Genomic DNA, 22,102 nt, shown 5'->3' on the forward strand with positions numbered 1-22,102 from the left:
TGAATAAGCGGGGCCAGGATAAATAAGGCGAAGTCGTAAGCACGTAAGCCTCGGTTCCAGACGGCGACGCAAACGTTACCTTTCGCCTGAACTTATCATCGAACAGCGGGCATAACCATAAGCAACAATGTTCCATCACATTAGCTTATGACCTAAAAGCCTGAAGCGGGCGGCAGGATATTACACTGGTATAGGCCTGTTAGTTTGCGATAAACATCATAAAACAGACGATGGATACCCAATAAGCCAGCGCATTACGCGGCAAAGCGCGCAGATTTCAAGAGGGAGAAATTTCAGTAGATGAGAAAAAGTAATCCGAAAACAGGGGTGAAATTAGAATATTTCAAATGAGCGAGCACGTCCCTCTCCACGGTTGGAGAGGGAAAGTGTGATCGAGTTAACGTAACCACTCTGGCAGATCGTTCAGGCCCATCGCCTGGCGAATAAGCTGCGGCTTAACCCCCGGCAGCGTGTCGGCCAGCTTCAGGCCGAGATCGCGCAGCAGCTTTTTCGCCGGGTGCGTACCGGCAAACAGCTCGCGGAAGCCCTGCATACTCGCCAGCATCACTCCGGCGCTGTGTTTACGGCTGCGTTCATAGCGACGCAGGTAGAGGTGCTGGCCGATATCTTTGCCTGCCCCGTGCAGACGTTTCAACTCGTTGACCAGCTCAGCGGCATCCATAAAGCCAAGGTTTACGCCCTGCCCCGCCAGCGGATGGATGGTATGCGCTGCATCACCCACCAGCGCCAGCCGATGTGCGGCAAACTGGCGTGCATAGCGCCCCGTCAGCGGAAACACCAGCCGCTCGCTCTCAACGTGGCAGAGACCGAGGCGGTTATCGAACGCCATGTCCAGCGCCTGGTTGAAGGTCTCTTGCGTCGCCTCCTGCATCCTTGCCGCTTCGAGCGGCGGCAGCGACCAGACAATAGAGCAGAGATGCGGATCGCTCAACGGCAGGAAGGCCAGGATGCCGTCGCCGTGGAAGACCTGACGCGCCACCGCTTCGTGAGGCTCGTCGGTGCGGATAGTCGCGACCAGCGCATGATGACGGTAGTCCCATGAGGTGAGCGCAATATCGGCTTTTTCGCGCAGCCACGAGTTAGCCCCATCCGCGCCGATCACCAGACGTGCCGTCAGCATGCCGCCATCCTTCAGGGTTAAAAAGGCTTCGTTTTCGCCCCAGGCGACCTGCTGTACGCCAGTGGGTGCCATGAGCGTGACGTCCTGACACTGCTGCGCTTTCTGCCACAGTGCCTGATGGATCACATCGTTCTCAATAATGTGCCCAAGGTGGCTGTAGCCCATGCTGCGGTCGTCAAAGGCGATGCGTCCAAAGCTGTCTTTGTCCCACACTTCCATACCGTGATAGCAGCTGGCGCGGCTCGCCACGATGGATGACCAGACGCCAAGACGCGTCAGCAGCTTTTCACTGGCGGCGTTGATGGCCGAGACGCGGAGCGCAGGCGGCGCACTCTCCGGCAGCGGCTGAGGCGGGTTTTGCTCCAGCACCGCTACGCGCAGGCCGCTCCCCTGCAATCCGCAGGCTACCGCCAGACCAACCATACCGCCGCCAACAATTGCTACATCTACACTCTGCAAAATACGCTCCTAAAGCTACGGCCTGTTATCGTGCGACCCATCCAAGGGTTCGCTGCGCCAGCACGTCGCGTGCTGGAGTAAAAAGTTCCATTGCCATCAGACCGGCGTTGCGACCCGCAACCAGCGGCGACCAGCGGTTAGCAAACAGCTGCACCAGCCCGTCGGTAACGCCGATTGTCGCCTCTTTGTCACTCTGGCGGCGCTGCTGGTAGCCGTGCAGCACGGACCAAGATCCGATGTCGGTATTCTCTGCCCGCGCATCAGCCAGCGTCTCGGCCAGGCTCATCACATCGCGCATGCCGAGGTTGAACCCCTGCCCGGCGATGGGGTGCAGCGTCTGGGCGGCGTTGCCCACCAGCGCCACGCGGTGCGATATCGGCGACGAGGCGGTAGTTAACGTCAGCGGATAGGCATTGCGGGTGCCCGTGTGGACAATGCGCCCAAGCCGCCAGCCGAACGCGCTTTGCAGCTCGTGGCAGAAGCGTTCATCGGACCAGGCCATCACCTCATCGCGCTTCTCCAGCGGATGACACCAGACCAGCGAGTAGCGCCCCTGCGACATAGGCAGCAGCGCCAGTGGGCCGTGCTCGGTGAAGCGCTCGAAGGCTCTCCCCTGACCAGCAACCGACGTCGTGACGTTGGCGATAACAGCTACCTGATGATACGGCGTCTGCTGCCAGCCGATACCGCACTGCGCTGCCAGCGCCGAGCGTGAGCCATCCGCCGCCACCAGCAGGCTTCCCTGCAGCGTTTTACCGCTCTCCAGGGACACGCTGACGCCCTCCTCGCTGCGGGTAAAGTCGCTAACCCGATCGGGACAGTGCAGCGTGACGCCGGGCGCGCGGCGTAGCAGCGAAAACAGCCGTTGCCCCACCTCGTGCAGCTCTACGACGTGCCCGAGCGCGTCGACGCGGTAGTCCTGCGCCTCAAGGGTCACGAAACCCGCATGACCGCGATCGCTCACGTGAACGGTGGTGATGGGCGTGGCGCACTGGGCAATATGCTGCCAGATGCCGAGCCGCGCCAGATGCTGGCAGGTGCCCTCGGCCAGCGCAATGGCTCGCGCATCAAAGCCAGGATGCGCCTGCGCTTCCGGGGCGGTAGCTTCGATAAGGTGCACCGGCAGCGTGCCGTGCGTCAGGCGCGAAATGGCCAGCGCAAGCGTAGCGCCGGTCATCCCGCCGCCGACGATAATTACGCTCATGAATGTTTCGCCGCCGCCATCAGCGCCTCGATCTCATCGGCCTTCTTGACTACGCTGGCGGTCAGGTTCTCGTTGCCGTTTTCGGTGATAAGAATGTCATCTTCGATGCGGATGCCAATGCCACGGTACTGGGGCGGCACGTCGGCATCCGGGGCGATATAGAGACCCGGTTCGACGGTCAGCACCATGCCCGGCTCAAGCGTGCGCGAGCGGTCAGGCCCGTAGACGCCGACGTCATGGACGTCCAGCCCCAGCCAGTGGCTCAGGCCGTGCATGAAGAAGGCGCGGTGGGCGTTGTCAGCCATCAACTGGTCAATGTCCCCCTTCAGGATACCGAGCTTGACCAGCCCGGCGATCATGATCCGCACAACGTCGCTGGTAACGTCTTGAATGGAGGTCCCCGGACGGAACAGGGTCAGCGCGGCGTCGAGCGAGGCCAGCACGATGTCATAGATCTCGCGCTGGGCTGGGGTAAACTTGCCGTTAATCGGGAAAGTACGGGTAATATCCCCCGCGTAGCCCCGATACTCGCACCCGGCATCAATCAGCACCAGCTCACCGTCGCGCAGCTCGCTTTCGTTCTCGGTGTAGTGCAGGATGCAGCCGTTTTCCCCACCACCAACGATGGTGTTGTAAGACGCAAAGCGCGCCCCGTGGCGGTTGAACTCGTGCAGGATCTCGCCTTCGAGTTGGTATTCGAACATGCCCGGACGGCAGGTCTGCATCGCTCGCGTATGGGCCAGAGCGCTGATCTCACCTGCGCGGCGCAGGACGTCAATCTCTTCCTGGGATTTAAACAGGCGCATCTCATGGACGATAGGACGCCAGTCGGTAATGGAAGCCGGCGCGGTGAGATTCTGCCGGGATCCTTTGCGCAACTTATCCAGCGCGGTGAAGAGGATCGTATCCGCATAGGGATATTCGCCCTGGGCGTGGTAGACCACGTCAAGGCCGTTAAGCAGCTGGTAGAGCTGCTCGTCGATTTCACTGAACGCCAGCGCCCGATCCACGCCCAGCTTCTCTGGCGCGGCCTCCTGGCCCAGCCGACGGCCAAACCAGATCTCTGCGGTTTTATCCCGCAGGCGGTTAAACAGGACGCTGTGATTGTGGGTGTCATCGCTCTTGATCAGCACCAGCACCGCCTCGGGCTCGTTAAAGCCGGTGAAGTACCAGAAGTCGCTGTTTTGACGGTAGGGATATTCACTGTCGGCGCTGCGGGTCGCCTCCGGAGCGGAGAAGATCAGCGCCGCGCTGGCCGAGGCCATCTGCGCAAGCAGCGCCTGGCGGCGGCGAAGAAACTCAGACTGGGTCATGACACCTCCTTTTTAGCATTCAGTACGACGCTTAATGTAGCGTTGGCTTACGCACTTCCGGTGCGGTCGGCTGTGGGCGGGTAAACGTATCATGGCAGAGCAGCGCTGCCACGCGGACGTACTCCACGATCTCTTCGAGCGACATCTCCAGCTCTTCCTGGTCTTCGTCCTCCTCGTAGCCGAGCTGCGCGATGTTGCGCAGATCGTCGATAGCCTCGCCGGTATCGCCGGTGATCTTATCGAGTTTCGGCTGCGTGACGCCCAGTCCCAGCAGGAAGTGGTTCACCCAGCCCGCCATGGCGTCGGCCCGGTCAAACACGCTGACCTCGTCGCCGTCCGGCAGAAAGAGCTGGAACTGGAAGCCATCGTCTTCCAGCGCGTCGCTGGTGGCAGCGTGCATCTTACGCAGCGCCTCGGCCAGCTCATGACCAAACGCCAGACCTTCGTTGGTGAGATCGTGTAACAGCGGCTGCCACGAGCTGTCGTTATTACCGCCGCAAAGCATCCCGCCGATCAGACCGTGCATCTCGGCTGGCGTTAAGCCAACACCCTGTTGGGTGAGTAACTGGTTCAATTCATTGTAACCAGGCATTTCGTTCTGTATTGACATGCGCATTCGTCGTCGTTGGGAGAAAGATTCATGGTATGCTACCACTTTGGACCCTGGTGATATAGCCGTCAGCTTTCGCCAAACATGCGTTTGCGACCTTTACGTATAGGTTTCTTTTTACGGCTATGTTAAGAGAATAGGCTAAGAGTTCAGGTTATGAGAATCTGCTTGAATCCTCTAACCAGGGTAGCTATAGTGTCGCCCCTTCGCAGCCAGGACTCGGTTGCCAAGGTAGAGCGCAGTCAAACAGCAGGAAGGTGTCATGTCTGCACAACCCGTCGATATCCAAATTTTTGGCCGTTCACTGCGCGTGAACTGTCCGCCTGAACAGCGGGACGCTCTCAATCAGGCTGCAGATGATCTGAATCAGCGGTTGCAAGATCTGAAAGTACGCACTAGAGTCACAAATACTGAGCAGCTAGTTTTCATCGCCGCGTTGAACATTAGCTACGAACTGGCTCAGGAAAAGGCGAAAACCCGCGACTACGCATCCAGCATGGAGCAGCGTATTCGACTGTTACAGCAGACCATCGAACAGGCATTGCTTGATCAGGGTCGCATAAACGAAAGACCGGGGCCTAAGTTTGAATAACACTTCAATGTCGACTATGGTAGAGTGACAGTGAAGAAAAAATTTCTCTGAGATGTTCGCAAGCGGGCCAGTCCCCTGAGCCGATATTTCATACCACAAGAATGTGGCGCTCCATGGTTGGTGAGCATGCTCGGTTCGTCCGAGAAGCCTTAAAACTATGACGACATATTCACCTTGAACCAAGGGTTCAAGGGTTACAGCCTGCGGCGGCATCTCGGAGATTCCCCTTCCTCTACCTGATACCATGACATCACTCGCGCTATCCGCTTCACCCCGACAGCTCATTCGCCAGCAAATCCGACAGCGTCGCCGTGCCTTAAGCCACGACGAGCAGCGTAGCTACGCCCAACAGGCCGCTAACCGCATGATGGCGTTTCCGCCGATGGTATTGGCCCACACCGTGGCGCTGTTTCTCTCGTTTGACGGTGAGCTTGATACCCGTCCGCTGATTGAGCAGCTCTGGCGCAGCGGCAAACGCGTCTGCCTGCCGGTTTTGCACCCCTTCAGCCCCGGTAATCTGCTGTTTCTGCACTACCATCCCGAGAGCGAGCTGGTGGTAAATCATCTGAAAATTTATGAGCCCAAGCTCGATCTGCGCGACGTCACGCCACTCGACACGCTGGACGTGTTGATCACGCCGCTGGTGGCTTTTGACACTCAGGGGCAACGGCTGGGGATGGGCGGCGGCTTTTACGATCGTACGCTACAGAGGTGGCAGCAGCACGGCTTTACGCCGGTAGGCTACGCCCATGACTGCCAGCAGGTCGATACCCTGCCGGTAGAGGAGTGGGATATTCCCTTGCCTGCGGTGGTGACGCCAACGCAGACATGGCAGTGGTAGGCCCGGCAGGCGCGCCGGGCAACACGGATCAGTAGAGCAGGCGCGCGCGGATAGTGCCGGCAATGCCCTTCATGCTCTGCAGCGCCTTCTGCGCCACCTCTTCTTCCGCTTCGATATCGATCACCACGTAGCCCATCTGCGGCGTCGTTTGCAGATACTGGGCGGCAATGTTGACCCCCTGCTCGGCAAAGATCTGGTTGATGGCGGTCAGCACGCCAGGGCGGTTCTCATGGATGTGCAGCAGGCGACGACCGCCGTGCAGCGGCAGCGAGACTTCCGGGAAGTTCACGGCAGAGAGCGTCGAGCCGTTGTCTGAATATTTCGCCAGCTTGCCTGCCACTTCAAGACCGATGTTCTCCTGCGCTTCCTGGGTAGAGCCGCCGATGTGCGGGGTTAGGATGACGTTGTCGAACTCACACAGCGGGGAGTCAAACGGATCGCTGTTGGTCGCCGGCTCGGTCGGGAAGACGTCGATAGCCGCGCCCGCCAGATGCTTGTTACGCAGCGCGTCGCACAGGGCCCGAATATCGACAACCGTACCGCGTGCGGCGTTGATCAGCAGCGAGCCCGGCTTCATCAGGGCCAGCTCTTCAACGCCGATCATGTTCTTGGTCGAGGCATTTTCCGGCACGTGCAGGCTCACCACGTCGCTCATGTTCAGCAGGTCAGAGAGGTGCTGAACCTGGGTAGCATTGCCCAGCGGCAGCTTGCTTTCGATATCGTAGAAGAAGACATTCATCCCCAGCGACTCCGCCAGAATGCCCAGCTGGGTACCGATGTGGCCGTAGCCGATAATACCGAGCTTCTTGCCACGCGCTTCATAGGAGCCGGCGGCAAGCTTGTTCCACACGCCACGGTGTGCCTTGGCGTTGGCTTCCGGAATGCCGCGCATTAGCAGCAGCAGCTCGCCGATCACCAGCTCCGCTACCGAGCGGGTATTGGAGAACGGCGCGTTGAATACCGGCACGCCGCGCTTAGCAGCCGCGTTAAGATCAACCTGGTTGGTGCCGATGCAGAAGCAGCCGACGGCAACCAGCTTCTCTGCGGCAGCGAAAATCTCTTCTGTCAGATGGGTACGGGAGCGCAGGCCGATGAAATGGGCATCACGGATCGACTCTTTCAGCTGGGCGCTGTCCAGCGCGCCTTTGTGGTACTCAATGTTGGTGTAACCCGCTGCACGAAGGCTCTCTATTGCTTTCTGATGAACGCCTTCAACCAGCAAAAACTTAATTTTGTCTTTTTCCAGTGATACTTTTGCCATTTCCCCGACCCTGTTATTTTCTTAATCAGTGTGTGTTCGCTTTAGCCAACATATCAAAAAAAACTATTGCGGCAATATGAACGTTTGCGTCGGCGGTATGAAGAAAAGTCACGCAGCGAAGTTTGACAGAGGAAAATGCTAGCAAAGCGGCAAAACCGCGGCAGGATCGTCAGCCGCTGGCTGAAAACGTGACACAAGTCACCAAATTCAGCCAGGGGAAATTTTTTCTACGGCGAGCGCGTCTCGCCGTCAGATCATTTTACGATGGTTTTCACACCGTCGGCGGTACCGATCAGCGCCACGTCCGCACCACGGTTGGCGAACAGGCCGACGGTAACCACTCCTGGAATGCCGTTAATCGCATTTTCAAGCGCCACAGGATCGATAATCTCCAGACCGTGCACGTCGAGAATGACGTTACCGTTGTCGGTCAGCACGCCCTGACGGTATTCAGGACGGCCGCCCAGCTTCACCAGCTGACGGGCAACGGCGCTACGGGCCATGGGGATCACCTCTACCGGCAGCGGGAAGCTCCCCAGAATAGCGACCTCTTTTGACGCATCGGCAATACAGATAAACTTATCCGCCACGGAGGCGATGATCTTTTCGCGAGTCAGCGCCGCGCCGCCGCCTTTGATCATCTGCATCTGGCCGTTGATCTCGTCAGCACCGTCAACGTAGACGCCCAGACGATCGACCTCGTTGAGATCGAACACGGTGATGCCAAGGGATTTCAGCTTTTCGGTGGAGGCGTCAGAGCTGGAAACGGCCCCTTCAATCTGCCCCTTCATTGTGCCCAGCGCATCGATAAAGTGTGCAGCCGTTGAACCGGTGCCGACCCCAACAATGGTGCCTGGCTCAACGTATTTTAGCGCCGCCCAGCCTACTGCTTTTTTTAGTTCATCCTGCGTCATGATCGTTTGCCTGTGGTGTGGAGACTGAGCGCGCATTATAAGGCATCGATCGTTAAAATGTCCCTGTGATCAATGTCACAACTCTTAGTGAAAAACGCAGGCGCGCATTTCGTCTGTATCGAACCAAAATTTATGTCATAGTGCTGTTAATCACACTTTGGAGCACCTCTTAGCAATGAAACGTCCGGACTACAGAACATTACAGGCGCTTGATGCGGTCATTCGTGAACGCGGGTTTGAGCGCGCCGCGCAAAAGCTGTGTATTACCCAGTCCGCCGTCTCACAACGTATTAAACAGCTGGAAAATATGTTCGGCCAGCCACTGCTGGTTCGTACCGTGCCGCCGCGTCCTACCGAACAGGGTCAAAAGCTGCTGGCGCTGCTGCGTCAGGTTGAGCTGTTAGAAGAGGAGTGGCTGGGGGATGAGCAGACCGGCTCTACGCCGCTGCTGCTCTCGCTGGCGGTCAACGCCGACAGCCTGGCCACCTGGCTGTTACCTGCCCTGGCTCCGGTACTGGTTGACTCACCGATCCGCCTTAATCTCCAGGTGGAAGATGAGACCCGTACCCAGGAGCGTCTGCGTCGGGGTGAAGTGGTCGGCGCGGTCAGTATCCAGTCCCAGGCGCTGCCAAGCTGCCTCGTGGATCGGCTCGGCGCGCTCGACTATCTGTTTGTCGGTTCAAAAGCTTTTGCCGAACGCTACTTCCCCAACGGCGTTACCCGCTCGGCGCTGCTGAAGGCCCCGGCGGTAGCGTTTGACCATCTCGACGACATGCACCAGGCCTTTTTGCAGCAGAATTTCGATCTTCCGCCGGGCAGCGTACCGTGCCACATCGTTAACTCGTCCGAAGCCTTTGTGCAGCTGGCGCGCCAGGGAACGACCTGCTGCATGATCCCGCACCTGCAAATTGAACGCGAGCTGGACAGCGGCGAGCTGATTGATCTGACGCCGGGCCTGTTCCAGCGACGGATGCTCTTCTGGCACCGTTTCGCGCCGGAGAGCCGCATGATGCGCAACGTTACCGAAGCGCTGCTGGCCCACGGTCGCCGCGTGCTGCGTCAGGATTAAGACAGGAAGGTATCCGGCCAGGTTTGATCCCGGCCGGATAAGAGAAGGTTACTGCTGGGCTGGCTGCGTTGACTGAGCGGGTGTCGACTGCGCTGGCGTAGACTGAGACGTCTGACCCGCCTGCGGTTGCAGTTCAAACACCACGTCAACCTGATCGTCGAACTGGATCGTTGGCTGCTCGTAGGTTTCCTGAGCCGACGCCGTTGCCGCGTCCGCCTTCATCATGCGCACCATCGGGGTAGGCTGATAGTTAGAGACGTGGTAGCGCACGCTGTACACCGGCCCCAGGGTGGACTTAAAGCCCGCCGCCAGCTGCCCGGCCTGACGCACGGCGTCATCGATCGCCGCTTTACGCGCCTTGTCTTTATAGGCTTCCGGTTGCGCAACGCCCAGGGTAACCGCACGGATTTCGTTCAGCCCCGCCTTCAACGCGCCGTCCAGCAGCGAGTTAAGCTTATCCAGCTCGCGCAGCGTCACCTCGACCGTACGCACCGCCCGGTAGCCTTTCAGAATGCTTTTGCCATTCTGATAGTCATAGTCCGGCTGGGTACGCAGGTTAGCGGAGTTGATATCCTTCTTCGCCACGCCGTTCTGCTCAAGGAAGCTCAGGTATTGCGCAACGCGATCGTCGGCCTGCTTCTTCGCCGAGGCGGCATCTTTTGCTGCAACGTTAACTTCAATCGCCAGGGTGGCGATATCCGGCACGGCATCAACGCTCGCCGTACCCGAGGTCACAATATGCGGGCCGTTTGGCAGCTCATTTGCCTGAACCGACAGCGCACCTAATCCAACTAATGCCGCAAGGGCCATCACTTTGAACTTCACCGTAGCTTCTCCTTGTCTGAATATTCGCCGCGGACGCGGACGTTTGGCTGCAAGCTTAACGTTTCCGGCGCGGTTGTCCATCGGACTTAGCCTGGTAACGCTGTGCTACAGCACCTGCAGATGATGAATACCTTCCTTCGCCAGCTGAAACGCGATAAACCACATGATCACGCCAACGACGACGTTGATAATACGCTGCGCCTTAGCAGTACGTAGGCGAGGCGCAAGCCAGGCTGCCAGCAGCGCCAGGCCGAAAAACCAGATAAACGAGGCGCTAATCGTCCCGAGCGCAAACCACCGCTTCGGCTCTGCCGCCAACTGCCCACCCAAACTGCCGAGCACCACAAAGGTGTCGATATAGACGTGAGGGTTGAGCCAGGTCACTGCCAGCATCGTGGCGATTATCCGCCAGCGCCCCTGTTTTAACACTTCTGCATTAGCCAGCTCAAGCTGCTGGCTAAAGGCCGTTTTTAGCGCGCCAAAGCCATACCAGAGCAAGAATGCGACGCCGCCCCAGGTGACCAGCGCCATGAGCCACGGCGACTGCATCAGCACCGCGCTGCCGCCGAAGATCCCGGCGCAGATCAGAACCAGATCGCTAAGGGCGCACAGCCCAGCCACCATCAATGGATACTGACGGCGGATCCCCTGATTCATCACAAACGCATTTTGCGGGCCCAGCGGCAGGATCATCGCCGCACCTAACGCAACCCCTTGAAAATAATAACTTAACACCGTGATAGCCTCTACCTAATCGTTCATGGCGGAGACTATACCGTGCCCTTATTATAAGCGGAAATTTAAAATTCTAATCAGTAATCAGTAGTGCTAATAAGAAGCAGGGCCAGCAGTGCTGGCCCTAAAGAGGTTATTGCTGCTCGGCAGGCTCAGCGGCTTTCTCGCGCTTGAAGTGCACGTCCATCTGCGGATAGGGGAAGCCAATGCCGTGGGCATCGAACGTCTTCTTGATGCGCTCCAGCACGTCCCAGTAGACGTTTTGCAGATCGCCGCTATTGCTCCAGGTGCGGATCACAAAGTTAACGGAGGATGCGCCCAGCTCATTCATGCGCACGGTTCTTTCGCGATCTTTCAGAATACGATCGTCAGACTCGATAATCTCGGTGAGCAGCTGCTTCACCAGATCGATATCCGCATCGTAATCAACGCCGATAATAAACTCGTTACGGCGAACCGGTTCGCGGGAGAAGTTAATGATGTTCCCGGCAATGATTTTGCCGTTGGGGATCACAATGTAGCGACCATCTGCGGAACGCATGGTGGTAGAGAAGATCTGCACATGCAGAACGGTCCCTGCCACGCCGCCTAAATCCACATACTCGCCGGCGCGGAAAGGACGGAAGGTCACCAGCAGTACGCCTGCAGCGAGGTTAGAGAGCGAGCCCTGAAGCGCAAGGCCAATGGCCAGACCCGCGGCACCCAGCACGGCAATCACCGATGCGGTCTGCACCCCTATCCGTCCCAGCGCGGCGATCAGGGTAAAGGCAATAATGCCGTAGCGCACCAGTGCAGAGAGAAAGTCAGCTACCGTAGGATCGATATGCCGGGCGACCATCACCCGATTGAGCGTTTTAGAAATGGCCTTCGCCACCACCATCCCGATAGTGAGGATGACAATCGCAGCAACGATGTTGACGGCATAGCTCAGCAGCAGCGCCTGGTTGCGCACCAGCCAGCCGCCGGCGTTGTTTATGCTACCTAGCACATTAAGATCGTCCATTCACTGTTCCTTATGCTTACCTAAATGGGTTAAAAATCACGTAAAACGTGAAGCAGGTCAGCAAAGCGTAAACAAAAAACGACACCTCTGCCAAACCCTAAACGCACCGGTCGCACAAAACGTCCGCAATAAGTTAACTTTTCGGACTCTGTTCACCCTATACAGGCAAAAAAAATGGCCCCCCGGAGGGAGCCACTCACTTTTACACGCTTTAAGTTACAGAACGTCGATCGCGTTCAGCTCTTTAAATGCCTGCTCCAGACGCGTCACCATGCTGGCCTGTGCGGCACGCAGCCATACGCGCGGATCGTAGTATTTCTTGTTCGGCTGGTCTTCGCCTTTCGGGTTGCCCAGCTGAGACTGCAGGTAAGCTTCGTTCTCTTTGTAGTACTTCAGGATACCTTCCCAGTTCGCCCACTGAGTATCGGTATCGATGTTCATTTTGATTACGCCGTAGCTTACGGAATCCTTGATCTCCTGAGCAGAAGAGCCGGAACCGCCATGGAACACGAAGTTCAGGCTGTTGTGCGGCAGGTTATGTTTCTTAGAAACATACTCCTGAGAGTCGCGCAGGATGGTCGGGGTCAGCTTAACGTTGCCCGGCTTGTACACGCCGTGCACGTTACCGAAGGACGCCGCAATGGTGAAGCGCGGGCTGATCGCGTTCAGCTTGGTGTACGCGTAGTCAACGTCTTCCGGCTGGGTGTACAGGGCAGATGCGTCCATATGGCTGTTGTCCACGCCATCTTCTTCACCGCCGGTGCAGCCCAGTTCGATCTCCAGGGTCATGCCCATTTTGGACATGCGCTCCAGGTATTTAGAGCAGATCTCGATGTTCTCTTCCAGGGACTCTTCAGAGAGGTCGATCATGTGGGAAGAGAACAGCGGTTTACCGGTCGCGGCAAAGTGTTTTTCACCTGCGTCCAGCAGACCGTCGATCCACGGCAGCAGTTTCTTCGCACAGTGGTCAGTGTGCAGGATCACCGGCACGCCGTAGTGCTCAGCCATCTGGTGAACGTGGTGCGCACCAGAGATAGCACCCAGAATAGCCGCCTGCTGGCCTTCGCCTTTAAAGCCTTTACCGGCGATAAACGCAGCACCACCGTTGGAGAACTGAACGATAACCGGCGCTTTTACCTTCGCAGCAGTTTCCAGAACGGCGTTGATGGAGTCGGTACCCACGCAGTTAACGGCTGGCAGAGCAAAGTTGTTCTCTTTAGCTACCTGGAATACTTTCTGAACGTCATCACCGGTGATCACGCCTGGTTTTACGAAATCAAAAATTTTAGACATGGTGTAAATCCTGTATTTACAGAAAACGGGTCTGAAATCAGGCGGAGCGATCCGCCTGCTCAGGCATTACTTCTTAGCGCGCTCTTCGAGCATCGCTACGGCTGGCAGCACTTTGCCTTCCACGAACTCAAGGAACGCGCCGCCACCGGTGGAGATGTAGGAGATTTTGTCAGCGATGCCGAACAGGTCGATCGCCGCCAGGGTATCACCGCCACCTGCGATAGAGAACGCGTCGCTGTCAGCGATGGCGTTGGCTACGATCTCAGTCCCTTTACGGAAGTTCGGGAATTCAAAAACACCAACCGGGCCGTTCCACAGAATAGTTTTGGCGTTTTTCAGGATTTCAGCCAGTTTCTCAGCGGACACGTCGCCCAGATCCAGAATCTGCTCTTCATCTTTGATGTCGCTAACAGATTTCAGGGTCGCGGTCGCAGTTTCGGAGAACTCGGTGGCTACGCGCACGTCAGTCGGGACCGGAATATCGCAGGTCTGCAACAGACGTTTCGCTTCGTCAACCAGGTCAGCTTCGTACAGGGATTTGCCCACGTTGTGGCCCTGAGCGGCTACGAAGGTGTTAGCAATGCCGCCACCGACGATCAGCTGGTCAGCGATTTTAGACAGGGAGTCGAGCACGGTCAGCTTAGTGGAGACTTTAGAGCCGCCAACGATAGCCACCATCGGGCGAGCCGGCTCTTTCAGCGCTTTACCCAGCGCGTCCAGTTCCTCTGCCAGCAGCGGGCCTGCGCACGCTACGTCAGCAAACTTGCCGACGCCATGGGTAGAGGCCTGCGCACGGTGTGCAGTACCAAATGCGTCCATGACGAAGATGTCACACAGGGCAGCATATTTTTTCGCCAGGGTTTCGTCGTCTTTCTTCTCGCCTTTGTTGAAGCGAACGTTTTCCAGCACGACCAGCTCACCCTCAGCCACTTCCACGCCGTCCAGGTAGTCTTTTACCAGACGTACCGGATTGGAGAGTTTGTCTTTCAGGTAGTTAACAACCGGCAGCAGAGAGAATTCTTCGTTGTACTCGCCTTCGGTCGGACGACCCAGGTGAGAGGTGACCATCACTTTTGCACCCTGTTTCAGGGCCAGTTCGATAGTCGGCAGGGAGGCACGGATACGCGCATCGCTGGTTACTTTACCATCTTTAACCGGTACGTTCAGATCCGCACGGATAAAAACGCGTTTACCAGCTAGATCCAGATCGGTCATCTTAATTACAGACATGGTGAATCCTCTCGTTGATTCTTAAAGTTTTGCAGACGCAAGACGCGTCCTACCTAAAACCTTTCGCGGCCATCGCTAACGTCGTGTCGAGCATTCGGTTAGCGAAACCCCATTCATTATCACACCAGACCAGCGTTTTGATCAGATGTGCACCGCTGACCCGCGTCTGTGTGCCATCGACAATGGCACTGTGCGGATCGTGGTTAAAATCAGTTGAGACCAACGGTAATTCCGTATAGTCAACTATACCATGAAATGCTTCCCGTGACGCCTTTTGCAGCAAGTGGTTGACTTCGTAGGCATTTACCGGACTGTTTACCGTTACGCTGAGGTCGATTGCCGTGACATTGATTGTCGGTACGCGCACGGCAATGGCTTCAAATTTATCGTTAAATTTTGGAAAGAAGCGCGTAATGCCCGCCGCAAGCTTGGTATCTACCGGAATGATCGACTGGCTGGCAGCACGCGTACGCCGCAGATCCGGATGGTAAGCGTCAATGACCTGCTGATCGTGCATCGCCGAGTGGATGGTGGTGACCGTCCCGGACTCAATGCCAAAGGCATCATCAAGCAACTTGATGACGGGAATAATGCAGTTGGTGGTGCAGGAGGCGTTAGAGACGATGCAATCGTCCGCACGCAGATCGTCCTGATTGACGCCGAAGACCACGGTGGCGTCAAGATCGCTGCTGCCCGGATGGGAAAAGAGCACCTTCTTTGCCCCGGCGGCCAGGTGCGCTTCGCCGTGCTGACGGTTGCCGTAGACGCCGGTGCAGTCCAGCACGACGTCGACTTCAAGCTCGCGCCAGGGCAGCGCGTCAAGGGTTGGCTCGTGCAGGAGACGGATCGCGTCATGGCCGACAAATAGCTGTCCGCCCTCGTGATGAACACGCTGGCTAAAGCGGCCGTGGCTGGTGTCATACTTCAACAGATGCGCAATGCCTGCGTCATCCGCCAGCTCGTTAATGGCCACTACGGCGATCTCCGCCCGGCGTCCGGATTCATACAAAGCACGAACCACGTTACGCCCGATGCGACCAAAGCCATTTATCGCGATGCGTAGGGTCATAAGTCTCCTGCAAAGCTATCCCTGAGTCGATGGCTGACAGAGTAATGCAGCGGCATAGTCAGGGAAACCTCGCCTGTCACAAACTGTGACTAAGTGGTTAAATGTCGAACGGAATTTCGACTGAAACGCTTCAGCTAGGGTAAGCGAAACGCGGAATAAAGGGAATCTGTCGCCGTGGGGTTAAGCCAGTTATCTGATCTGCGTCACACTTTACCGCCAACCTACGGCAGAATTATTCCATTGCCGGGATCCGTATTCCTTTATACGGAAAACTGCCATCGGCCGCGGTCTTTTCCTGATATACATCATTAAAACGAATTGCTGTCGCTCTTATGATCGCTGCCACTTTGGCGTTTACGAGGCCTATGACCATGATCCCCGGCACCTCTCCATCCAGCGCGCGTTTCTATGCCCTGCGTCTGCTTCCCGGCGATGAGCTGCTCACTGCCCTGCGTGCGTTTACTCAGCGTCACGCAATCCAGGCGGCATGGATTGCTGGCTGCACCGGCAGCCTGACGGACGTGGCGCTGCGCTTCGCCGCCCGCGAAGAGACGACCTATTTAAGTGGTACCTTTGAGGTCATCTCCCTTGGCGGCACGCTGGAGCTGGCCGGTGAGCATCTGCACCTCAGCGTGGCCGATGAGCATGGTGCAATGACCGGCGGGCACGTGATGCCTGGCTGTACCGTGCGCACCACGCTTGAAGTGGTGATTGGCGAGCTGACCACGCTTGCTTTTAGCCGCCAGCCCTGCCCCGTTTCCGGCTATGACGAGCTGGTTATTAACCCGCGCTAATTTTCCTAACCCAACGAGGTCGCTATGGCACGTCGCCAACTCACCAGCCAGACGCTGGCACTGATCGTTATCTCCATCGCCATCAATATGATCGGCGGCCAGCTGATTAGCCTGCTGAAGCTGCCGATTTTTCTCGACTCCATCGGCACGCTGATTAGCGCCGTGCTGCTGGGGCCGTTTATCGGTATGCTTACCGGCCTGCTGACCAACCTGCTCTGGGGACTACTCACCGATCCGATTGCCGCTGCCTTTGCCCCGGTGGCGATGGTGATTGGCCTGGTAGCCGGCTGGCTGGCACGGCTGGGCTGGTTTCGCACCCTGCCAAAGGTAGTCGTCAGCGGCGTCATCATTACGCTTGCGGTCACGGTGGTGGCCGTACCGCTGCGTACCGCCCTGTTTGGCGGGGTGACCGGCAGCGGAGCCGATCTCTTTGTCGCCTGGATGCACTCCATGGGCCAGGATCTGCTTGAGTCCGTGGCGATCACCGTGCTCGGGGCCAACCTGGTGGATAAGATCCTCACGGCGATCGTGGTCTGGATCCTGCTGCGCCAGCTGCCCCTGCGCACCACACGCCACTTCCCCACCATGGCCGCCGTACGTTAAATGCACCCCTTTACGTCGCTCACGCTGTGGGGGCTCGCCGCATTCTCTACGCTGCTGCTGCCCGCAGGCGTGGCGCTCACTGCCTGGAGCGCAGCCGCCTTTGCCAGCCTGCTGCTTTTTCGCGCTACCCGCAGGCGAGCGCGCTACGTCGGCTGGCTGATGTTTTCTCTGGGCGCAGGGCTCTGGCTGGTGCACGGCGGTTGGCTGACCGAATGGCTTAGCGGGCAGCCGCGCGATCCCCAACGCTGGGCGCAGGCCATTACGCTCTGGCTGCGTATTCTGGCAATCGTCTCGACCGCCCAGCTCTGGATGCACTGTGTGCCGGTCCGGCAGTTTATTCGCGCGCTGTTTGCCAGCCGCCTGCCGCCGGGTCTCGCCTACCTGCTTTCAGGCCCCCTGCTGATCGTCGAGCAGCTTAAGCATCGGCTAGCCAGCATTCATGAAGCCCAGCGCGCCCGGGGCGTGCCGCTGGACGGGCGCTGGTACCAACGGCTGCGGGCGATCCCGGCCCTCGTGCTACCTCTGACCCAGGGCGCGCTTAACGATCTCGCCGTGCGCGGTGCGGCGTTGGATATGCGGGCCTTTCGCCTGCATCGTACCCGCACCACGCTGTGGGCACCGAAGGACAGCGTTCTTCAACGTGCCGTGCGCTACAGCATGGTGGCGCTGATCGTTGCGGAGGCTGGCGTATGGCTATGGTTACGTTAGAGGGATTCTGCTATCAGCCGTTGCACGCCAGCGCCGCCCCGCGAACGTACGATTTTCATTATGCGCGGCCCGGTATGGTGGTGATTATCGGCGACAACGGCAGCGGAAAAAGCACGCTGGCGCAGCTGATGGCGGGCTGGTATCCGGACTTTCTTCCCGGCACCGTTAGCGGCGCGGGCAGCCTGCTTGGGCAGCCGATCGGCTTGCTTTCGCTTGCCGCGCAGGCGCAAACCATTCAGTTGGTGCAGCAGTCGCCCTATCTTCAGCTCTCGGGCTGCACCTTTAGCGTGGAAGAGGAGATTGCCTTTGGTCCGGAAAATCTCTGCCTGAGCGAGGAGGCGATCCTTGCCCGCATCGACGCGGCGCTGACCCTGACCGACTGCCAGCCGCTGCGCCACCGTCACCCGGCGACGCTCTCCGGCGGAGAGACGCAGCGCGTGGTGATTGCCTGCGCGCTGGCGATGCAGCCCAAAATCCTGCTGCTGGATGAGGCCTTCAGCCGCCTGACGCCCCAGGCCACGCAGCAGATGCTTGAACGCCTTGCCGCCTGGGCTACGGCACAGCAGGCGCTGATCGTGCTGTTCGAGCGCAGGTTTGAGCCGGTACGCCATCTCTGCCAGCAGGCCTGGCAGCTCACGACCGAGGGCCTGGAGCCGCTATGCTGAAAGTAGAAAACGTCGATTTTCGCTGGCCGAAGGCGGAGCTGCGCTGTCTGCACGAAGTATCGCTCCACCTGACGCCGGGCGAGTTTGTGGCCCTGATTGGCGATAACGGCGCGGGTAAATCGACGCTGCTGCGCATTATGGCCGGGTTGCTTGCCCCCGATGCGGGAAGCGTTTCGATCCAAAGCCATGTGCTTTCACGCCTGAAGGCACAGGAGCGGGCAAGGCTTATCGGCGTGCTGTTTCAGGAGGCGGAAAATCAGATTGTGCAGAGCGAAGTCTTTGCCGAGGTGGCGTATGGCCTGCGGTTGCAGAGGTTGCCCCAGGATGAGATCCAACGAAGAGTCGAAGAGGCGCTAACGCTGTGCCATCTTGCAGAGGTAGCCGAGGCGCATCCGCTCGATCTCCACGTTGCCCAGCGCCGGATGGTCGCCGTGGCAAGCCTGGAGGCACTGTCGCCGCCGATGCTGCTGCTTGATGAACCCAGCCGCGATTTTGACGATCGCTGGCTGGGTATATTCGAAAGCTGGCTGGCACTTTGCCGCCAGCGTGGCACCACGGTGCTCGCTATCAGCCATGACTACGATTTTATCCGCCGCAACTTCCCGCGGATCGTGCGTCTGGCTGACGGTCGCATTGCCGAAGACTACGGTAGCCTGTAATCGCTCGTAGACCCGGCCAGCGCAGCGCCGCCGGGCGTTAACGGATTACAGCAGCTCTTTCGCCTTCGCCACCACGTTTTCCACGGTGAAGCCGAACTCTTCGAACAGCTGCTCTGCCGGAGCAGACTCACCGAAGGTGGTCATCCCGACGATAGCGCCGTTCAGGCCGGTGTACTTGAACCAGAAGTCAGCGATACCCGCCTCGATGGCCACACGCGCCGTAACTGCTTTCGGCAGCACGGACTCGCGGTACGCCGCATCCTGCTTGTCGAACGCGTCGGTAGACGGCATAGAAACCACGCGCGCCTTCACGCCTTCGGCAGTCAGCTGTTCCCATGCGGCAACAGCCAGCTCCACTTCAGAACCGGTGGCGATGAAAATCAGCTGTGGCTGACCGTCGCTGTCCTTCAGCACGTAGCCACCGCGGGCGATGTCTGCCAGCTGCTGCTCGGTACGCTCCTGCTGGGCCAGATTCTGACGGGAGAGGATCAGTGCGGTCGGGCCGTCATGACGCTCTACGCCATACTTCCACGCCACTGCAGATTCAACCTGGTCACACGGACGCCATGTGCTCATGTTCGGCGTCAGGCGCAGGGAAGCCACCTGCTCTACCGGCTGGTGAGTCGGGCCGTCTTCGCCCAGACCGATGGAGTCATGGGTATAAACCAGCACCTGGCGCTGCTTCATCAGCGCAGCCATACGCACCGCGTTACGGGCATACTCCACGAACATCAGGAAGGTGGAGGTGTACGGCACAAAACCGCCGTGCAGGCCAATGCCGTTGGCAATCGCGGTCATGCCGAACTCGCGCACGCCGTAGTGAATGTAGTTTCCTGCCGCATCTTCGTTGATGGCTTTAGAGCCAGACCAGATGGTCAGGTTAGACGGTGCCAGGTCAGCGGAGCCGCCGAGGAATTCTGGCAGCAGCGGGCCAAAAGCTTCGATGGCGTTCTGAGACGCTTTACGGCTGGCAATTTTGGACGGGTTAGCCTGCAGCTTAGCGATGAACTCATTCGCTTTCGCGCTGAAGTCAGCTGGCATGTCGCCTTTCATGCGGCGAGTAAACTCGGCGGCTTCCTGTGGGAAGGCGTTGGCATAGGCAGCGAACTTCTCGTTCCACGCGTTCTCTTTCGCCGTGCCAACTTCTTTCGCATCCCACTGGGCGTAGATGTCAGACGGAATTTCGAACGGCGCGTGTTTCCAGCCCAGCTGCTCGCGGGTCAGAACGATTTCCGCGTCGCCCAGCGGCGCGCCGTGGGAGTCGTGGGTGCCCGCCTTGTTCGGGGAGCCGAAGCCGATCACGGTTTTGCACATCAGCAGGGACGGCTTGTCGGTAACGGACTGGGCTTCTTCAACGGCGCGCTTAATCGCGTCGGCATCGTGGCCGTCTACGCCACGTACGACGTGCCAACCATAAGCTTCAAAGCGTGCTGCGGTATCGTCGGTGAACCAGCCTTCAACGTGGCCATCGATAGAGATGCCGTTGTCGTCATAGAACGCCACCAGCTTGCCGAGCTTGAGGGTACCGGCCAGGGAGCACACTTCGTGAGAAATGCCTTCCATCATGCAGCCATCGCCCATGAACGCGTAGGTGAAGTGATCAACGATGTCGTGGCCAGGACGGTTGAACTGTGCCGCCAGGGTTTTCTCGGCAATCGCCATGCCTACGGCGTTGGCAATGCCCTGGCCCAGCGGGCCGGTGGTGGTTTCAACGCCAGCGGTGTAGCCCACTTCCGGGTGGCCCGGGGTTTTTGAGTGCAGCTGACGGAAGTTCTTCAGCTCTTCGATCGGCAGGTCATAGCCGGAGAGGTGCAGCAGGCTGTAAATCAGCATGGAGCCGTGGCCGTTGGACAGCACGAAGCGGTCGCGGTTGGCCCAGGCTGGGTTAGCCGGGTTGTGGTTCAGGAAATCACGCCACAGGACTTCGGCGATGTCTGCCATACCCATCGGGGCACCCGGGTGGCCGGATTTGGCTTTCTGTACTGCGTCCATGCTCAGCGCACGAATAGCATTGGCAAGCTCTTTACGTGAGGACATTTTGACTCCAGATCGGACTGTTAAAGGCCATGCCCGTAGCGACTTGACTACAGCGCAATATGGGCTACGCCGGAAAAAAGTGTCAACAATGTAACCCAAGCGGCTAGCCATGTACATGGACCATCCTTTTGCCATTTCAGAAATCTCTGGAAGCCGCTCGCAGGTTGCGCAAACACTCGCCCACGGCTTGCTATTTTCTTTATACTCAGAGAAGGTTCCCGCCTCCCTGCGTCGGGAAGACCATTAAAATTATCAATATATTGATGCGGAAGATAACCAATGAAAATTCGGCAAGCATTGCTCGCTCTGGGTGTGGCAGCGGCATTAACCGGCTGTCAGAACATGGATTCAAACGGTTTATTAAGCTCGGGCGCTGAGGCATTCCAGGCCTACTCACTTTCGGATGCACAGGTAAAAGCGCTGAGCGACGAATCCTGTAAAGAGCTGGACAGCAAAGCAACGCTTGCGCCTGCCAATAGCCCCTATCGCCAGCGACTGGATAAGATCGCCTCTGCGCTGGGCGACAATATCAATGGCCAGGCGGTGAACTACAACGTCTATATCACCAAAGACGTTAACGCCTTTGCGATGGCCAACGGCTGCATCCGCGTCTACAGCGGACTGATGGATATGATGAATGACAATGAGGTCGAAGCGGTGATCGGCCACGAAATGGGCCACGTTGCGCTCGGCCACGTGAAGCGCGGTATGCAGGTTGCCTTGGGCACCAATGCCGTACGCGTTGCCGCCGCCTCGGCGGGTGGCGTGGTGGGTAGCCTCTCCCAGTCGCAGCTTGGCGATCTCGGCGAGAAGCTGGTGAACGCGCAGTTCTCCCAGCGCCAGGAAGCAGAAGCGGATGACTACTCCTACGATCTGCTGCGCAAACGCGGCATCAATCCGTCAGGCTTAGCCACCAGCTTCGAGAAGCTGGCCCAGCAGGAAGCGGGCCGTCAAAGCACCATGTTTGACGATCACCCGGCTTCCGAAGCCCGCGCACAGCACATTCGCGAACGTATGGAAGCAGACGGCATTAAGTAAATCTCAGCAGGCCGGGTAGTGGCTTCGCCATACCCGGCC

The 22,102-nt window shown here is 58.3% G+C and carries 22 protein-coding genes and 1 other RNA gene; 10 read left to right on the plus strand and 13 right to left on the minus strand.

Annotated features, from left to right (window positions below):
• Positions 1 to 397: 397 nt before the first annotated feature.
• The 4 genes from ubiI to FN633_RS16895 are packed head-to-tail and all read right to left on the minus strand — an operon-like array spanning position 398 to position 4,727.
• Positions 398 to 1,600: an FAD-dependent 2-octaprenylphenol hydroxylase gene (gene ubiI / locus FN633_RS16880; RefSeq protein ID WP_154058520.1), complete on the minus strand. Its 1,203-nt coding sequence runs from the start codon at positions 1,598 to 1,600 to the stop codon at positions 398 to 400.
• 25 nt (positions 1,601 to 1,625) lie between these two features.
• Positions 1,626 to 2,804 (minus strand): 2-octaprenyl-6-methoxyphenyl hydroxylase, encoded by a 1,179-nt coding sequence (ubiH, locus tag FN633_RS16885; protein WP_154058521.1) that lies wholly within the window; start codon positions 2,802 to 2,804, stop codon positions 1,626 to 1,628.
• The gene (gene pepP / locus FN633_RS16890; protein ID WP_154058522.1) at positions 2,801 to 4,117 is read right to left on the minus strand and encodes a Xaa-Pro aminopeptidase; all 1,317 of its coding nucleotides are present in this window, start codon (positions 4,115 to 4,117) and stop codon (positions 2,801 to 2,803) included. The genes ubiH and pepP overlap by 4 nt, the downstream gene beginning before the upstream one ends.
• 31 nt (positions 4,118 to 4,148) lie before the next feature.
• Positions 4,149 to 4,727, minus strand: coding sequence for a YecA/YgfB family protein (locus FN633_RS16895; RefSeq protein WP_131405985.1), 579 nt, complete (start codon positions 4,725 to 4,727; stop codon positions 4,149 to 4,151).
• Positions 4,728 to 4,989: 262 nt separating this feature from the next.
• Here FN633_RS16895 and zapA point away from each other — a divergent pair, with 262 nt between their 5' ends.
• The 3 genes from zapA to FN633_RS16910 all read left to right on the plus strand — a co-directional run bounded on the left by zapA (position 4,990) and on the right by FN633_RS16910 (position 6,160).
• Complete coding sequence (gene zapA, locus FN633_RS16900) at positions 4,990 to 5,319, plus strand: cell division protein ZapA (protein ID WP_103818422.1); 330 nt, start codon at positions 4,990 to 4,992, stop codon at positions 5,317 to 5,319.
• Between the two features lie 41 nt (positions 5,320 to 5,360).
• Positions 5,361 to 5,544: non-coding RNA, 6S RNA (gene ssrS / locus FN633_RS16905), on the plus strand.
• Positions 5,545 to 5,563: 19 nt separating this feature from the next.
• On the plus strand, positions 5,564 to 6,160 hold the full coding sequence (locus FN633_RS16910) for a 5-formyltetrahydrofolate cyclo-ligase (RefSeq protein ID WP_154058523.1): 597 nt from the start codon (positions 5,564 to 5,566) through the stop codon (positions 6,158 to 6,160).
• A 28-nt stretch (positions 6,161 to 6,188) separates the two neighbouring features.
• Here the strand turns inward: FN633_RS16910 and serA are convergent, their stop codons facing one another.
• Together serA and rpiA are read right to left on the minus strand one after the other, a co-directional pair.
• On the minus strand, positions 6,189 to 7,421 hold the full coding sequence (gene serA, locus FN633_RS16915) for a phosphoglycerate dehydrogenase (protein WP_154058524.1): 1,233 nt from the start codon (positions 7,419 to 7,421) through the stop codon (positions 6,189 to 6,191).
• Between the two features lie 254 nt (positions 7,422 to 7,675).
• Entirely contained in the window at positions 7,676 to 8,335 is a 660-nt protein-coding gene (gene rpiA / locus FN633_RS16920; protein WP_154058525.1) for a ribose-5-phosphate isomerase RpiA, read from the minus strand.
• A 175-nt stretch (positions 8,336 to 8,510) separates the two neighbouring features.
• Here rpiA and argP point away from each other — a divergent pair, with 175 nt between their 5' ends.
• Entirely contained in the window at positions 8,511 to 9,404 is an 894-nt protein-coding gene (gene argP, locus FN633_RS16925; RefSeq protein ID WP_042388065.1) for a DNA-binding transcriptional regulator ArgP, read from the plus strand.
• Positions 9,405 to 9,452: 48 nt separating this feature from the next.
• Here the strand turns inward: argP and FN633_RS16930 are convergent, their stop codons facing one another.
• The 6 genes from FN633_RS16930 to epd all read right to left on the minus strand — a co-directional run bounded on the left by FN633_RS16930 (position 9,453) and on the right by epd (position 15,559).
• Positions 9,453 to 10,229, minus strand: coding sequence for an oxidative stress defense protein (locus tag FN633_RS16930; RefSeq protein ID WP_042388066.1), 777 nt, complete (start codon positions 10,227 to 10,229; stop codon positions 9,453 to 9,455).
• A 105-nt stretch (positions 10,230 to 10,334) separates the two neighbouring features.
• Positions 10,335 to 10,964, minus strand: coding sequence for an arginine exporter ArgO (gene argO, locus FN633_RS16935; RefSeq protein WP_154058526.1), 630 nt, complete (start codon positions 10,962 to 10,964; stop codon positions 10,335 to 10,337).
• Positions 10,965 to 11,097: 133 nt separating this feature from the next.
• On the minus strand, positions 11,098 to 11,967 hold the full coding sequence (locus FN633_RS16940) for a small-conductance mechanosensitive channel MscS (RefSeq protein ID WP_042388069.1): 870 nt from the start codon (positions 11,965 to 11,967) through the stop codon (positions 11,098 to 11,100).
• A gap of 216 nt (positions 11,968 to 12,183) precedes the next feature.
• The gene (gene fbaA / locus FN633_RS16945) at positions 12,184 to 13,260 is read right to left on the minus strand and encodes a class II fructose-bisphosphate aldolase (protein ID WP_042388071.1); all 1,077 of its coding nucleotides are present in this window, start codon (positions 13,258 to 13,260) and stop codon (positions 12,184 to 12,186) included.
• 66 nt (positions 13,261 to 13,326) lie between these two features.
• Entirely contained in the window at positions 13,327 to 14,490 is a 1,164-nt protein-coding gene (gene pgk / locus FN633_RS16950; protein ID WP_154058527.1) for a phosphoglycerate kinase, read from the minus strand.
• A 49-nt stretch (positions 14,491 to 14,539) separates the two neighbouring features.
• Positions 14,540 to 15,559, minus strand: a complete 1,020-nt coding sequence (gene epd, locus FN633_RS16955; RefSeq protein ID WP_154058528.1) for an erythrose-4-phosphate dehydrogenase — start codon at positions 15,557 to 15,559, stop codon at positions 14,540 to 14,542.
• A gap of 365 nt (positions 15,560 to 15,924) precedes the next feature.
• Between epd and FN633_RS16960 the strand changes: the two genes are divergently transcribed.
• The 5 genes from FN633_RS16960 to FN633_RS16980 are packed head-to-tail and all read left to right on the plus strand — an operon-like array spanning position 15,925 to position 18,988.
• Positions 15,925 to 16,353 (plus strand): PPC domain-containing DNA-binding protein, encoded by a 429-nt coding sequence (locus FN633_RS16960; protein ID WP_154058529.1) that lies wholly within the window; start codon positions 15,925 to 15,927, stop codon positions 16,351 to 16,353.
• Positions 16,354 to 16,377: 24 nt separating this feature from the next.
• On the plus strand, positions 16,378 to 16,956 hold the full coding sequence (locus FN633_RS16965) for an ECF transporter S component (RefSeq protein WP_154058530.1): 579 nt from the start codon (positions 16,378 to 16,380) through the stop codon (positions 16,954 to 16,956).
• Positions 16,957 to 17,664, plus strand: coding sequence for an energy-coupling factor transporter transmembrane component T (locus tag FN633_RS16970; RefSeq protein ID WP_154058531.1), 708 nt, complete (start codon positions 16,957 to 16,959; stop codon positions 17,662 to 17,664).
• Positions 17,652 to 18,329 (plus strand): ABC transporter ATP-binding protein, encoded by a 678-nt coding sequence (locus FN633_RS16975; RefSeq protein WP_154058978.1) that lies wholly within the window; start codon positions 17,652 to 17,654, stop codon positions 18,327 to 18,329. The genes FN633_RS16970 and FN633_RS16975 overlap by 13 nt, the downstream gene beginning before the upstream one ends.
• Positions 18,323 to 18,988, plus strand: a complete 666-nt coding sequence (locus FN633_RS16980; protein ID WP_154058532.1) for an energy-coupling factor ABC transporter ATP-binding protein — start codon at positions 18,323 to 18,325, stop codon at positions 18,986 to 18,988. The genes FN633_RS16975 and FN633_RS16980 overlap by 7 nt, the downstream gene beginning before the upstream one ends.
• Positions 18,989 to 19,033: 45 nt before the next feature.
• On the opposite strand, the gene tkt is transcribed toward FN633_RS16980, so the two are convergent.
• A complete protein-coding gene (gene tkt, locus FN633_RS16985) occupies positions 19,034 to 21,025 on the minus strand; it encodes a transketolase (protein ID WP_154058533.1) in 1,992 nt (663 codons plus the stop codon).
• Between the two features lie 279 nt (positions 21,026 to 21,304).
• Here tkt and loiP point away from each other — a divergent pair, with 279 nt between their 5' ends.
• Positions 21,305 to 22,063: a metalloprotease LoiP gene (gene loiP / locus FN633_RS16990; RefSeq protein ID WP_042388086.1), complete on the plus strand. Its 759-nt coding sequence runs from the start codon at positions 21,305 to 21,307 to the stop codon at positions 22,061 to 22,063.
• Positions 22,064 to 22,102 lie beyond the last annotated feature (39 nt).

The organism is Pseudescherichia vulneris, from assembly GCF_902164725.1.
In the GTDB taxonomy this organism is placed as follows: Bacteria; Pseudomonadota; Gammaproteobacteria; order Enterobacterales; family Enterobacteriaceae; genus Pseudescherichia; species Pseudescherichia vulneris.

Coding starts and splice junctions, on each gene's coding strand:
- ubiH (WP_154058521.1), bottom strand. CDS start 2,804: ATGAGCGTAATTATCGTCGGCGGCGGGATGACCGGCGCTACGCTTGCG.
- pepP (WP_154058522.1), bottom strand. CDS start 4,117: ATGACCCAGTCTGAGTTTCTTCGCCGCCGCCAGGCGCTGCTTGCGCAG.
- FN633_RS16895 (WP_131405985.1), bottom strand. CDS start 4,727: ATGTCAATACAGAACGAAATGCCTGGTTACAATGAATTGAACCAGTTA.
- zapA (WP_103818422.1), top strand. CDS start 4,990: ATGTCTGCACAACCCGTCGATATCCAAATTTTTGGCCGTTCACTGCGC.
- FN633_RS16910 (WP_154058523.1), top strand. CDS start 5,564: ATGACATCACTCGCGCTATCCGCTTCACCCCGACAGCTCATTCGCCAG.
- serA (WP_154058524.1), bottom strand. CDS start 7,421: ATGGCAAAAGTATCACTGGAAAAAGACAAAATTAAGTTTTTGCTGGTT.
- rpiA (WP_154058525.1), bottom strand. CDS start 8,335: ATGACGCAGGATGAACTAAAAAAAGCAGTAGGCTGGGCGGCGCTAAAA.
- argP (WP_042388065.1), top strand. CDS start 8,511: ATGAAACGTCCGGACTACAGAACATTACAGGCGCTTGATGCGGTCATT.
- FN633_RS16940 (WP_042388069.1), bottom strand. CDS start 11,967: ATGGACGATCTTAATGTGCTAGGTAGCATAAACAACGCCGGCGGCTGG.
- fbaA (WP_042388071.1), bottom strand. CDS start 13,260: ATGTCTAAAATTTTTGATTTCGTAAAACCAGGCGTGATCACCGGTGAT.
- pgk (WP_154058527.1), bottom strand. CDS start 14,490: ATGTCTGTAATTAAGATGACCGATCTGGATCTAGCTGGTAAACGCGTT.
- epd (WP_154058528.1), bottom strand. CDS start 15,559: ATGACCCTACGCATCGCGATAAATGGCTTTGGTCGCATCGGGCGTAAC.
- FN633_RS16960 (WP_154058529.1), top strand. CDS start 15,925: ATGACCATGATCCCCGGCACCTCTCCATCCAGCGCGCGTTTCTATGCC.
- FN633_RS16965 (WP_154058530.1), top strand. CDS start 16,378: ATGGCACGTCGCCAACTCACCAGCCAGACGCTGGCACTGATCGTTATC.
- FN633_RS16970 (WP_154058531.1), top strand. CDS start 16,957: ATGCACCCCTTTACGTCGCTCACGCTGTGGGGGCTCGCCGCATTCTCT.
- FN633_RS16975 (WP_154058978.1), top strand. CDS start 17,652: ATGGTTACGTTAGAGGGATTCTGCTATCAGCCGTTGCACGCCAGCGCC.
- FN633_RS16980 (WP_154058532.1), top strand. CDS start 18,323: ATGCTGAAAGTAGAAAACGTCGATTTTCGCTGGCCGAAGGCGGAGCTG.
- tkt (WP_154058533.1), bottom strand. CDS start 21,025: ATGTCCTCACGTAAAGAGCTTGCCAATGCTATTCGTGCGCTGAGCATG.
- loiP (WP_042388086.1), top strand. CDS start 21,305: ATGAAAATTCGGCAAGCATTGCTCGCTCTGGGTGTGGCAGCGGCATTA.